Below are 13,361 nucleotides of genomic sequence, written 5' to 3'. Positions count from 1 at the left end.
TACTGCAAAAGTGGAGTAACAACTTTGGAAGCGCGCGTAATTGGTCTGGAAAAATTAGGGAAACACGATGTTGAGCTTGTTGGTGGGAAAAACTCATCTCTAGGCGAAATGATCAGCCACCTAGCAAACGCTGGCGTATCTGTACCAGGTGGTTTTGCAACTACTGCTGGTGCATATCGTGAATTTCTCGAGCAAAGCGGCCTAAACGCTAAAATCAATGCAGAGCTTGCTAGCCTAAACGTTGATGACGTAAATGCTCTTGCTGAAACTGGCGCTAAAATCCGCCAATGGATTGTAGAGACTCCGCTTACTGCAGCATTAGAACAAGAAGTTCGTGCAGCATTTGACGCACTTTCTAACGGCAACCCTGACATCGCGGTTGCCGTTCGTTCATCTGCAACTGCAGAAGACTTACCAGATGCATCTTTTGCTGGTCAGCAAGAAACTTTCTTGAACATCCGCGGCATCGATAACGTTCTGATCGCGATCAAAGAAGTATTCGCATCTCTATATAACGACCGTGCGATCTCTTACCGTGTACACCAAAACTTTGCGCATGACGTCGTTGCCCTTTCTGCTGGCGTACAACGTATGGTTCGCTCAGAAACTGGCGCTGCTGGTGTAATGTTCACACTAGATACAGAATCAGGCTTCCGTGATGCAGTATTTATCACTGCTTCTTACGGTCTGGGTGAGATGGTAGTACAGGGCGCAGTAAACCCTGACGAATTCTATATCTCTAAACCGCTTTTAAACGCAGGTAAACACGCGATTCTTCGTCGCAACCTGGGTTCTAAACACCAAAAAATGATTTACGGTGAAGAAGCTTCTGCGGGTAAATCAGTTGTTGTTGTAGACGTTGAAAAAGCAGATCGTCAACAATTCGCTTTAACTGATGCAGAATTGCATGAACTTGCTAAACAAGCATTAATCATCGAAAAACACTACGGTGCACCAATGGACATCGAGTGGGCGAAAGACGGTGATGACGGCAAACTGTACATCGTTCAGGCGCGTCCTGAAACTGTGAAGAGCCGTGAAAATGTCGGCACTATGGAACGCTATCTGCTTAAACAAAAAGGTACTGTAGTATGTGAAGGCCGTTCAATTGGTCAACGTATTGGTGCTGGTAAAGTTCGTATCGTTACTTCTATTAAAGAAATGGACAAAGTACAAGACGGTGACGTACTTGTATCTGACATGACTGACCCGGACTGGGAACCAGTAATGAAACGTGCTGCTGCGATTGTTACTAACCGTGGTGGTCGTACTTGTCACGCTGCGATCATTGCACGTGAACTGGGTGTTCCAGCAATCGTTGGTTGTGGTAATGCAACTGAAGTACTTGTTGACGGTCAAGACGTGACTGTATCTTGTGCTGAAGGTGATACTGGCTTCATCTACGAAGGCGCGCTTGATTTCGAAGTTCAAACCAACTCAATCGAATCTATGCCTGACCTTCCGTTCAAAGTGATGATGAACGTAGGTAACCCAGACCGCGCATTCTCTTTCGCGCAAATTCCTAACGCAGGTATTGGTCTAGCTCGTCTTGAGTTCATCATTAACCGTATGATCGGTGTGCATCCTAAAGCATTATTGAACATTGACAGCCTGCCACGTGAAACTCGTGCTGCTGTAATGGCGCGTACTGCAGGTTATGCATCTCCAATCGAATTCTATGTAGAAAAACTGGTTGAAGGTATTTCTACTCTTGCTGCTGCATTCGCTGACAAACCAGTGATTGTTCGTATGTCTGACTTCAAGTCAAATGAATATGCGAACCTGATCGGTGGTAAGTTGTACGAACCAGAAGAAGAAAACCCAATGCTGGGCTTCCGTGGTGCGAGCCGCTACGTTTCTGACAACTTCCGTGACTGCTTCGAACTTGAATGCCGTGCACTGAAAAAAGTTCGTGACGAAATGGGCTTGACTAACGTTCAAATCATGATTCCTTTCGTACGTACTGTAAACGAAGCGAAACGTGTAATTGAACTGCTAGAGTTAAATGGTCTGAAACGTGGCGAAAATGGCCTTAAAGTGATCATGATGTGTGAATTGCCAACTAACGCATTGTTAGCTGAACAGTTCCTTGAACACTTCGACGGTTTCTCTATTGGTTCTAACGACTTGACTCAGTTAACACTTGGTCTTGACCGTGACTCTGGTATCGTTTCTCACCTGTTCGACGAACGTGATGCAGCTGTGAAAGTTCTTCTTTCTATGGCAATCCAAGCTTGCCGTAAAGCAGGTAAATATGTAGGTATCTGTGGTCAAGGTCCTTCAGATCACCCAGACCTTGCTAAATGGTTAATGCAACAAGGTATTGAATCTGTGTCTCTAAACCCAGACTCAGTATTGGATACCTGGTTCTTCCTTGCTGACCAAGAAGCGAAATAAGCTGATATTCAGTAGATAAAAAAGACCCTCACATGAGGGTCTTTTTTTGTTTTAGCAATTTATAAATATAAATTTTTGAGCCAAGTCTCTTCTGATAATTTCTTTGATTTTTATCAATAAAAACTTATTGGTAATTACATTAAAATTACATCTTTTTAATTACGAATCTTGAATACTTTATTTTGATATATGAGCTTAAGAATTCAGGATTCTCACTAATTTAAAAAGTTCATCTGTATTCTTTTGTATGGTTCTGGTTGTACTTCGCCTAAAAATGTCCGACATATCCGCATGTTTAGCTTAAGATTTTGTTTGTGTTATGGCTATAATTCAATAAAATCAAAGTTAACCTTTTTCAACGTACATTTTGAGATTCAGTCTTTATGCAGATTTACCTGGCACGAAACAATCAACAAGCTGGACCATATACCCTTGAACAGCTAAATCAGATGCTTGCCAGCCAGCAAGTATTATTAACTGATTTGGCTTGGCATCAAGGCATGACCGAATGGAAGGCTTTGGGTGAGCTTACGCAGGGTAAATTCGTTTATCAACCTGAGGGCTATGTTACACCTGCACCAGTTGCTGAGACAGCACCATTTGAGCAACCTGTTGCTGCTCCAACCAATACTTATGCGCGCACTACAGCAAAGGCAAATACCTTCGAACTGGCAGGTATCCCCGCCCGTATTTTTGCCAAATTCGTTGATCTGCTGCTCTGGATTCCAGCGACTTTTATTTTGACTGCGTTCTTTACAGCGGAAGAAAAAATTCGCTTTACCCAGCTAAATGAACAGATCATGACGCAGGCGATGGGTGGTAATCCAGATCAGAACCGTGTGCTGGAACTACAGTCTCAGATGCTAGATATGTTCTCGACTCAGGCATGGACAGCGGCGGGTTTATACCTGCTCATCATGCTGGTCATTCAGGGTTACCTGATTGCAAAATCTGGTCAAAGTATTGGTAAAAAACTGACTAAAATTAAGATTGTAGATGCTGAAACTGGTTCTCAAACCTCACTGATGCGTGCCTTTACTCTACGTAGTATCGTGTTTATTTTGCCGACAATTTACTTCATTCCACTGTTCTCTCTGTTGGACTGGATCTTTGGATTGGGCAAAAACCGCCAAACTTTGCACGATAAACTGGCAAAAACCAAGGTTATCAAGCAATAAAATAATGTCTATTTAAAGGGATGATCTTCATCCCTTTTTTTCGCTCATAACTTTGAAATTAAAATAAAATTACTATAAATATTCGCCAATCCCGAGCAGTAAAATCGGTTTTTATTACAGTCATTTAAAGCCTCTTTATATATAGCTTAGTTCGCTGTAATCAGGCATAATGCCCTACAACGTAGCGGTGTCTCATGATTAGGAAGATTTTTCGTTAAAAAATGAATCTTTTTAATCATGCGACACTTTAATCGCTATCCCATATTAAATTAGGGAATGGGACTCTTCACCGAGGTTGTAAAATGAGACAAACGATTTTAGCTGTATTGTCTTTATCTGCGATGTCCGCACTTTTAACAGGGTGTGGTGGTGATTTAGTACTTCTGAACTCTAAAGGTCCAGTTGCAGCAGGCCAAAGTAGCCTGATGATGACTGCGATTTACTTAATGCTATTGGTGGTTATTCCATCAGCAATCATGGCATTATGGTTCGGTTGGAAATATCGCGCATCGAATAAAGACGCAGACTATAAACCTACTTGGGCACACTCTACTGCAATTGAAATTGTAGTTTGGGGTATCCCAGTTATTATTATTGCTATTCTTGCCTGGTTAACTTGGTGGGGTTCCCACAAGTACGACCCATACCGTCCGCTTGAGTCTGACAAGGCACCATTGACCGTTCAAGTTATTGCTGAACAGTTCAAATGGATCTTTGTTTACCCTGAGCAAGGCATTGCGACTGTTAACGAAATCCGTTTCCCAGAGAAAACTCCGGTAAGCCTTCGTATCACTTCTAACTTCACGATGAACTCATTCTTCATCCCAGCGTTAAGTGGTCAGATCTATGCAATGGCGGGTATGCAAACTCACCTGAACTTGTTGGCAGACGAAACTAGCCCAGCTGAAGGCTACCGCGGTTTCTCTTCTAACTATTCTGGTTACGGCTTCTCACAAATGCGCTTCCGCGCTCACTCTGTGACTGATGCTCAGTTTGCTGAATGGGTTTCTGCTGTTCAAGCAGGTAACGGTACTTCAGTAAATCCAGAAGCTGTTCAAAAATCTGTATTAGACCAGGCTGAATTCGCGTCTTTGCGTGATGGCAACCGTGGTAAACATCAGATTGAAGCGCTAATCGCAAAAGCAAAAACTCCTGAAGAGAAGGCTGCTGCAGAAGCATTGAAGCCTTACCCATCTAAGCCACATCCAGTGACTTATTACTCTTCTGTAGAGCAAGGTTTGTTTGAATCTGTGATCAATCACTACATGAGCAACTACCACGGTGCTGACCATTCAGCTCCTGCTGCAGAGCACGGTGTTGCGCACGAAGAAGCTGCTGCTTCTGAAGCACATGTAGCGGATGCACATGCGACTGCTTCTCAAGGGGAATAAGACATGAACTTATTAGGTAAGTTAGGTCCAGATGCAATTCCTTACGATCCAATCGTATTGGTTACTGTTGCAATGATGATCTTAGGTGGTATCGCTGCTGTTGCGGGTATCACTTATTTCAAAAAATGGGGCTACCTGTGGAACGAATGGTTCACATCTGTAGACCATAAAAAAATCGGTATCATGTATATCCTCGTGTCGATTGTCATGCTTGTGCGTGGTTTCGCCGATGCGATCATGATGCGTCTTCAGCAGTTCCTTGCAAAAGGTGGTGGTGAAGGTTACTTGCACCCAGAACACTATGACCAGATCTTCACCGCGCACGGCGTGATCATGATCTTCTTCGTAGCTATGGGTCTTGTTGTTGGCTTGATGAACATCTCTGTACCGCTTCAAATCGGTGCACGTGACGTTGCATTCCCATTATTGAACTCTCTAAGCTTCTGGCTATTCGCTGGTGCTGCGGGTCTGATGATGGTATCTCTGGCTCTTGGTGAATTCGCCGCGACTGGTTGGATGGCATACCCTCCACTATCAGGCATTGAATATTCTCCAGGCGTTGGTGTTGACTACTATATCTGGGCACTTCAGGTTTCAGGTCTAGGTACGCTTCTTACTGGTGTTAACTTCTTCGTTACCATCATCAAAATGCGTGCGCCTGGCATGAAAATGATGGATATGCCAATTTTCACTTGGACTTCTTTAGTTACTGTAGTGTTAATCGTTGCGACATTCCCAGTGTTAACTGCAACGCTTGCAATGCTGTCTCTTGACCGTTACTTCGGTTTCCATTTCTTCACAAATGACATGGGTGGTAGCCCAATGTTGTACGTGAACTTGATCTGGACTTGGGGTCACCCAGAAGTGTACATCTTGGTATTACCAGCTTTTGGTATTTACTCAGAAGTTACTGCTGTGTTCTCACGCAAGGCATTGTTCGGCTACAAATCTATGGTGTACGCAACTGTAGCAATTGGTGTTCTTTCACTGGTTGTTTGGGTTCACCACTTCTTTACAATGGGTGCTGGTGCCAACGTTAACGCGTTCTTCGGTATCATGACCATGATTATTGCGATCCCGACTGGTGTAAAAATCTTCTCTTGGTTATTCACCATGTACAAGGGCCGCATCACTTACACTACCCCAATGCTGTGGACACTTGGCTTCCTTGTGACTTTCGGTATCGGTGGTTTAACAGGTGTATTGATGGCAGTTCCACCAGCGGACTTCCTGGTACACAACTCTTTATTCCTGATCGCTCACTTCCATAACGTAATTATCGGTGGTGTAGTATTCGCGATGTTCGCAGGTATCATTTTCTACTGGCCAAAAATGTTTGGTTGGAAGCTAAATGAAACTTGGGGTAAAGCAGCGTTCTGGTTCTGGTTCTTCGGTTTCTACTTTGCATTCATGCCACTTTATATCCTTGGTTTCATGGGTATGACTCGTCGTCTGAATACATTTGATAACCCTGAATGGGACCCATATGTAAATATCGCTATGTTCGGTGCGATTCTTATTGCACTTGGTATCGCAAGTTTCGTTATGCAGATCGTTGTTGGTTTCCTTCAACGTGAAAAAGGCACTGACCATACTGGCGACATCTGGGATGGCCGTACACTTGAGTGGGCGACTTCATCTCCAGCTCCATTCTATAACTTTGCTTACATTCCAAAGATCAATGGTATTGATACTTTCTGGACTGACAAAGAGAATGGCGTTGCGTACGCAAAACCAACCAAGTACGAAGACATCCATATGCCGACTAACCGTGCTGCTGGCTTCGTTATCGCTATGTTCATCACAGTTATGGGCTTCGCGTTAATCTGGCACATCTGGTGGTTAGTAGTTGTTGCTTTCGTTGGCGCTATCATCAGCTTCATCAACTCTTCGTTTACGAAGAAAGTGGACTACTATGTTCCAGCTGCTGAAGTTGAACGCATCGAAAATGAACGCTATGCGATCCTTGAAAAACACTTGAAGAAGGACTAAGACATGGCTGAAGTACTTCATCACGACAACCACGGACACGATGAGCATCATCATCACGATGATACTGACATCACTGTCTTTGGTTTCTGGTCTTACTTGATGAGTGACCTTATCCTTTTCGGTACACTCTTCATTGCATTCGCTGTTTTAAGCAGCCACGTTCCAGTAGGTACACCAAGCGCGCAAGAGCTGTTTGGTGATTCATTAGGCTTCGTTTTAACTGAAACGTTTGCCCTCTTGATCTCTTCTGTTACGTTTGGTTTTGCCGTTCTTGCTGCATACAAGAAAAACGTTGGTCAGGTGCTTACTTGGTTAGCGATTACTTGGGTATTCGGTGCTGCCTTTATCGGTATGGAACTTTATGAATTCAATCATCTAGTTCACGCTGGTCACGGCCCTAGCACTTCTGCGTTCCTGTCTGCGTTCTTTACGCTAGTGGGTACGCACGGTATCCACGTGACTTCAGGTTTGGTATGGATGATCGTGTTAATGATTCAAATCAAGAAATATGGTTTGACTCTTCCAAACACTCGTCGTCTTGCGTGCCTAAGCTTGTTCTGGCACTTCCTTGACATCGTATGGATCTGTGTATTCAGCGTAGTTTACTTGATGGGAGTTCTGTAATGAGTCATGATCATAACGCTACTGGCGAATCACACGGTAACGTGAAGCAATACACTGTCGGCTTCATCCTGTCTGTTGTCCTTACTGTAATTCCATTCGGTATGGTTATGGCAGGCGGTTTTGGCCGTGGTACATTGATCACTGCGATCGCGATTACTGCGGTTGCTCAGATTCTTGTACAGCTGGTTTACTTCCTGCACATGAACTCTTCTTCAGAGCAACGCTGGAACGTAATTGCATTTGTGTATACCATCTTAACCATCGCTATTCTTTTAGTGGGTTCTGTATGGATCATGAACTACCTTCACTACAACATGATGATCTAAACTGGTTGTCATGCTGAAAAAGTATTTATTCCTGACTAAGCCAGGAATTCTCTTTGGTAACTTTGTTACCACTTTGGGCGGCTACTTTGTAGCCGCTCAAGGTTCTGTAGATTTCCTTCTCCTGCTCCTTACCCTTTTTGGTACCACCTTCGTTGTGGCATCAGGATGTGTGGTCAACAATGTCATTGACCAGGACATCGACCAGAAAATGCAACGCACAAAAAACCGTGCTCTTGTTAAAAAAACCATTTCTGAACCTGTCGCGCTTGCCTTTGCTTTAGTATTAGGCCTGATCGGTTTTAATGTTCTATGGTTTTGGGTAAATGCATACGCTTTCCTATTCGCAGTTATTGGTTTTGTCGTATACGTTGGTTTCTACAGCTTATGGACAAAACGAACAACTATTCACCAGACACTGGTAGGCAGTATTTCTGGCGCAGCTCCGCCTGTGATCGGTTATACCGCAGTTGCAAGTCAGTTTGACTTAGGTGCCCTACTGATCTTCGTTGGGTATGCCTTCTGGCAAATGCCTCATTCGTGGGGAATTGCAGTCTATCGTTTTGAAGATTACAAAAATGCAGGTATTCCAATTTTACCTGTAGCACGTTCAATTCACCGTACTAAAGTGGAGTCACTGATTTATGTGATTCTGTTTGGTGTTGTCATGAATGGTCTGTTTGTATTTGGCTATGCCAACTGGCTCTATATGGTGGTGTTGAATCTCTTAACCCTGTACTGGATCTATTTAAGTATTCAGGGCTTTAAGGCTGAAGATGATCAGGCCTGGGCGAAGCAGTATTTTATGTATTCTGTGAAACTGATTACTGTTATTAGTATTCTGTTCTGCTTTACCTCCACTGCTCCGAAAATGCCCTATATCATTTTCTAAGAAGATAGAGTTTTACTCTATCTTTTTTTATTCGAGCCTTTTATTTCCTTAGCTCTCTTTTAATAAATACATTTACTCTCGCCTTCTCTTAGTTCTCTCCAAGCCAGTTTTTTTAAATCTTCTTTGATTTTTCCAGAGCACATATAACTCAATAAATAAGATCTGCGGTGAATAAGAGGATATGCAGTATGACCCAGGTAAAGGCTCTTTTATAAAACTCACTGTAATTAGGTACAGTCTCTAACAAATCCAATCTAATATGGCTTTTTCAATCTGATTAAGTGTTACTAATTCCAACTTGCACAAAACCGCTGTTTAATTGTGCAATTCCTGCCAATCTGGTTGTAATTCTTCCTAAAACCCACTAAACTTCACGCTTCGCAAATATTGCGACACAACCTTGGTTGTGACTCCTTGCTTCAATTAACTTAATAATTGGGGCTGTTTAAACCGTAAGGAGCTGACAATGCGTCACTACGAAATCGTACTATTGGTACATCCAGACCAAAGCGATCAAGTTGTGGGTATGGTAGAACGTTACCTAACTCACATCAAAGAAGCTGAAGGTCAAATCCACCGTCTTGAAGACTGGGGCCGTCGTCAATTGGCTTACCCAATCAACAAGATCCACAAAGCTCACTACATTCTTATGAATGTTGAGTGTGGTCAAACTACTCTTGATGAGCTTGAAGAATTATTCCGTTATAACGACGCAATCATTCGTAGCCTTATCATCCGTCGTGAAAACGCTATCACTGAAGAGTCACTATTGGCTAAGAGTGCTGAAGAAAAACGTGCGCGTAAAGCTCAACGTGAAGAAGCACAACAAGCTCAAGACTCTGCTGAAGCATAAGGAGAACCTAACATGGCACGTTTTTACCGTCGTCGCAAGTTCTGCCGCTTTACAGCTGAGAACGTTACGTACATCGACTACAAAGATATCGACACTTTAAAACAGTACATCACTGAAAACGGCAAGATTGTTCCTAGCCGTATTACAGGTACTAAAGCTCGTTACCAACGTCAATTAGCGCTTGCTATCAAACAAGCTCGCTACTTGTCTTTGATCCCTTACACTGACAATCATAAGTGAGGTTGAGCTGTGGATATTATCTTATTACAACGCATTAAAAACCTTGGTAAACTTGGTGATAAAGTTTCAGTTAAAGCTGGTTACGGCCGTAACTTCTTGATCCCACAAGGTAAAGCAGTTGCAGCTACTGAAGCTAACACTGCTGCTTTTGAAGCTCGTCGTGCTGAACTTGAGAAAGCTGAAGCTGATATTTTAGCTGCTGCTCAAGCACGTGCTGACCAATTGAACGAAGTTAACATCGTTATCACTGCGAAAGCTGGTGACGAAGGTAAACTATTCGGTTCTATCGGTACTCGTGACATCGCTGACGCGTTGACAAATGCTGGTTTAGAAGTAGACCGTGCTGAAGTTCGTCTTCCAAATGGCGCACTTCGCAACACTGGTGAATTCAACATCGCAATCCAATTGCACCATGATGTTGCTGCAGAAGTTCTGGTTACTATCGTAGCTGAGTAATTTCTCACCAAGAAAAAGAGCATGCTTTTAGCATGCTCTTTTTTTATCCTTAAAAAAAATCAAGCTGTTTTCACGATGGAATTTACCCATAAATTATTCATTACACAGCCCATATTTTTTTGTTAGAGTGGCTATTGTTTCTTGATTGTAATTTTAACTGTCGTAGAATCAATTCTATTCATTGTTATACCCTTTACTATATTAGAAATCAGGGCTTTATATGTCACAGGCGACTGCTAGTAAAAAGCAAACTACCGCTAAAACAGAAACACCCATTGAGTCTGGTCAGCTAAAAGAATTTCGCACACCACCTCACAATTTAGCGATTGAACAAGCTGTACTTGCTGCCTTGATGACTGTTGCCGAATCTTTTGAACAAGTCGGTGATGTGCTGACTGAAAATGATTTTTATGCTACCCGCCATAAATATATTTTCCGTGCCATTGATCAACTCTCGAAAGAAAGCTCACCTTATGATGCGGTACTCGTCCACGATTGGCTCATAAAACAAAATTTACTTGATGCCGTTGGCGGTGAAGAATACTTAATGCAATTGATGGCCGATTCACCATCAAGTTTCTATAACTTAGAAACCTATGCAAACAAGATTAAGGAATTCTCGACGCTGCGCAGCATGATCAAGGTCAGTTCCGAGATCCTGCAAAATGCCTATGACACCAAAGGTCGGACAGTCAGCGAAATTCTGGATTTAGCCGAAACTACAATTTTCTCGATTGCTGAGCAACATAACAATAATGCCAAAGCACAAGGCCCTAAAGCCATTAATACCGTTGTGGCAGATGTCTTTGATAAATTGAATGAACTTTCGCAAATGGAAGGTTCTATTACCGGTTTAACTACAGGCTTTGTCGAACTCGATAACAAAACATCTGGGATGCAATCCGGTGACTTGATTATTGTTGCCGCACGTCCATCCATGGGTAAAACCACCTTTGCCATGAATCTGGTGGAAAGTGTACTGTTTAATAATAACTTGCCTGCCCTTGTATTCTCTATGGAGATGCCAGCAGACTCGATTGCGATGCGTTTGATTTCATCATTTGGTCGTGTGCATCAAGGACATTTACGTGCCGGTAAAATGGACAGTGATGAATGGTCGAAAGTCACCAGTACCATTGTGCATTTACAGGAAAAGAATCTGTATATTGATGACTCCTCTGCTCTGCCACCGACAGAATTACGTTCTCGTGCGCGTCGTATTGCCAAAATGCATGGCGGCAAGCTCGGCTGTATCATGGTCGATTACCTTCAGTTAATGAAAGTACCTGGTATGGGCGATAACCGTGTTGGCGAGATCTCGGAAATTTCCCGAAGCTTAAAAGCATTGGCCAAAGAAATGCAATGCCCTGTGATTGCCTTGTCACAGTTGAACCGCTCTCTGGAAAACCGTCCAAACAAACGTCCAGTAATGTCGGACTTGCGTGAATCAGGCGCGATCGAGCAGGATGCCGATTTGATCATGTTTATTTATCGTGATGAGGTCTATAACAAAGAATCCAAAGAAGCTGGTACGGCTGAAATTATTATTGGTAAACAGCGTAACGGCCCTATTGGTACGGTACGTCTTGCCTTCGAAGGTCAATATACGCGCTTTAGTAACCTTTCTCCTGAATTCTATGCGCAGTATGATGATGAAGAATAAGCATCTCGCTTTGATCTGATTCTAAAAAGAGGCCGAAATGGTCTCTTTTTTATTGCTGAGCAAAGGTTTAAGCGAAATTGTACAAATCAGCATGTCCATTTACGGTAGATAGGAATACAATATTGGCAATTTTGAAATGACCGATTTTGTTTTAACGATTAAGTTATTTCTCTCCCTCTTTTGTGTATTCCACACGATATTATTTTTGTCATCCCGCAGGAGTATCTAGGGTGCGCCAAGCAACAGTTTATATTGACAGTGCAGCACTGCAATATAATTTAAACCGTGTCAAACAACTTGCCCCAACCGCTAAAATCGTCAGCATGGTCAAAGCCAATGCTTACGGACATGGAGTTAAAGACTGCTTAGCAGCCTTAAAAGATAGCGATGCCTTTGGTGTCGCCTGCCTTCAGGAAGCCCTAGAAATTCGTGAGCTTGGTTATCAGCAACCAATCACCTTGATTGAAGGCGTATTCTGTGCTGATGAAATGCAGGTGGTGATTGACCAGAATGTTGAAGTGATCGTGCATCATCAGGCACAACTCGACTGGTTACTTGCGAATAAAGATGCCTATATTGCAAAGGGCCTAAAAGTCTGGGTAAAACTGAACAGCGGCATGAACCGTCTGGGCTTTAAAATTGATGTAATTAAAGATGTGATCAATCAACTCAAAGCTGAAGGTTTTACTTGTGTCCTTGCGATGCACTTTGCCAATGCCGATGCTGACCATCCGCTCAATGAACAGCAAATCCAGCAGTTCCTTGAAGTGAAAAATGACTGTGCACCTTTAATGGGTTCTTGCTGTAACTCAGCGGCAATCTATAAATATCCAGAATTGCATTTTGACTTTGTTCGTCCGGGCATCATGCTTTACGGTGCAACCCCATTTGCTAACAAAACCGTGCATGACCTAGATATCAAACCTGTGATGACTTTTACTGCTGAAGTGATTGCATTAAATGATATTAAAGCCGGTGAGCATGTCGGTTATGGTTCGACTTTCACAGCGGATCAAGACATGACTTTAGCTATTGTTTCAATTGGCTATGGTGATGGTTATCCACGTGCCTTCCCGAAACAGAACTATGTGGCAATTAATGGCCAGCAAACACGTGTGATTGGCCGTGTGGCGATGGATATGATCGCCATTGATGCAACAGATCTAAATCTGCAGCTGGGCACTGAAGTCGAACTATGGGGTAAAACCCGTCTGGTTGATGATGTTGCTGAAGCCAATGGCACCATCGGTTATGAATTGCTATGTCGTATGTCTGCACGTCCAGTGCGTAAACTGGTTTAAATAATTAATTCCGAGAATAAAAAAGCCCGTTTTTAAACGGGCTTTTTTATG

12 protein-coding genes are annotated in these 13,361 nt (G+C 42.9%); all 12 read left to right on the top strand.

Annotation, left to right across the window (positions count from 1 at the left end; translation table 11 throughout):
* Window positions 1–24: 24 nt before the first annotated feature.
* Complete coding sequence (gene ppsA, locus BS636_RS11810) at window positions 25–2,397, top strand: phosphoenolpyruvate synthase (RefSeq protein WP_099338943.1); 2,373 nt, start codon at window positions 25–27, stop codon at window positions 2,395–2,397.
* A gap of 383 nt (window positions 2,398–2,780) precedes the next feature.
* Entirely contained in the window at window positions 2,781–3,575 is a 795-nt protein-coding gene (locus BS636_RS11805) for an RDD family protein (protein ID WP_099338942.1), read from the top strand.
* A 302-nt stretch (window positions 3,576–3,877) separates the two neighbouring features.
* Window positions 3,878–4,966 (top strand): ubiquinol oxidase subunit II, encoded by a 1,089-nt coding sequence (gene cyoA / locus BS636_RS11800; protein ID WP_099338941.1) that lies wholly within the window; start codon window positions 3,878–3,880, stop codon window positions 4,964–4,966.
* A 3-nt stretch (window positions 4,967–4,969) separates the two neighbouring features.
* Window positions 4,970–6,958: a cytochrome o ubiquinol oxidase subunit I gene (cyoB, locus tag BS636_RS11795; RefSeq protein WP_099338940.1), complete on the top strand. Its 1,989-nt coding sequence runs from the start codon at window positions 4,970–4,972 to the stop codon at window positions 6,956–6,958.
* A 3-nt stretch (window positions 6,959–6,961) separates the two neighbouring features.
* On the top strand, window positions 6,962–7,582 hold the full coding sequence (gene cyoC / locus BS636_RS11790; protein ID WP_099338939.1) for a cytochrome o ubiquinol oxidase subunit III: 621 nt from the start codon (window positions 6,962–6,964) through the stop codon (window positions 7,580–7,582).
* Window positions 7,582–7,908, top strand: a complete 327-nt coding sequence (locus BS636_RS11785; RefSeq protein WP_099338938.1) for a cytochrome o ubiquinol oxidase subunit IV — start codon at window positions 7,582–7,584, stop codon at window positions 7,906–7,908. The genes cyoC and BS636_RS11785 overlap by 1 nt, the downstream gene beginning before the upstream one ends.
* 10 nt (window positions 7,909–7,918) lie before the next feature.
* Window positions 7,919–8,797 carry a heme o synthase gene (gene cyoE, locus BS636_RS11780; RefSeq protein WP_099338937.1) on the top strand — a complete coding sequence of 293 codons (879 nt, stop codon included), beginning with the start codon at window positions 7,919–7,921 and terminating at the stop codon, window positions 8,795–8,797.
* A gap of 466 nt (window positions 8,798–9,263) precedes the next feature.
* On the top strand, window positions 9,264–9,650 hold the full coding sequence (gene rpsF, locus BS636_RS11775) for a 30S ribosomal protein S6 (RefSeq protein ID WP_004696436.1): 387 nt from the start codon (window positions 9,264–9,266) through the stop codon (window positions 9,648–9,650).
* Window positions 9,651–9,662: 12 nt separating this feature from the next.
* Complete coding sequence (rpsR, locus tag BS636_RS11770; protein WP_004278792.1) at window positions 9,663–9,890, top strand: 30S ribosomal protein S18; 228 nt, start codon at window positions 9,663–9,665, stop codon at window positions 9,888–9,890.
* 9 nt (window positions 9,891–9,899) lie between these two features.
* Window positions 9,900–10,346: a 50S ribosomal protein L9 gene (gene rplI, locus BS636_RS11765; RefSeq protein ID WP_099338936.1), complete on the top strand. Its 447-nt coding sequence runs from the start codon at window positions 9,900–9,902 to the stop codon at window positions 10,344–10,346.
* A 220-nt stretch (window positions 10,347–10,566) separates the two neighbouring features.
* Entirely contained in the window at window positions 10,567–12,009 is a 1,443-nt protein-coding gene (gene dnaB / locus BS636_RS11760; protein ID WP_099338935.1) for a replicative DNA helicase, read from the top strand.
* Between the two features lie 230 nt (window positions 12,010–12,239).
* Window positions 12,240–13,310: an alanine racemase gene (gene alr, locus BS636_RS11755; RefSeq protein ID WP_099338934.1), complete on the top strand. Its 1,071-nt coding sequence runs from the start codon at window positions 12,240–12,242 to the stop codon at window positions 13,308–13,310.
* The last annotated feature ends 51 nt before the right edge of the window (window positions 13,311–13,361 follow it).

It is taken from the genome of Acinetobacter sp. LoGeW2-3, from assembly GCF_002688565.1.
In the GTDB taxonomy this organism is placed as follows: Bacteria; Pseudomonadota; Gammaproteobacteria; order Pseudomonadales; family Moraxellaceae; genus Acinetobacter.
The sequence above is the reverse complement of the archived record's forward strand: the minus strand, read 5'-3'. Positions and strand labels throughout refer to the sequence as shown.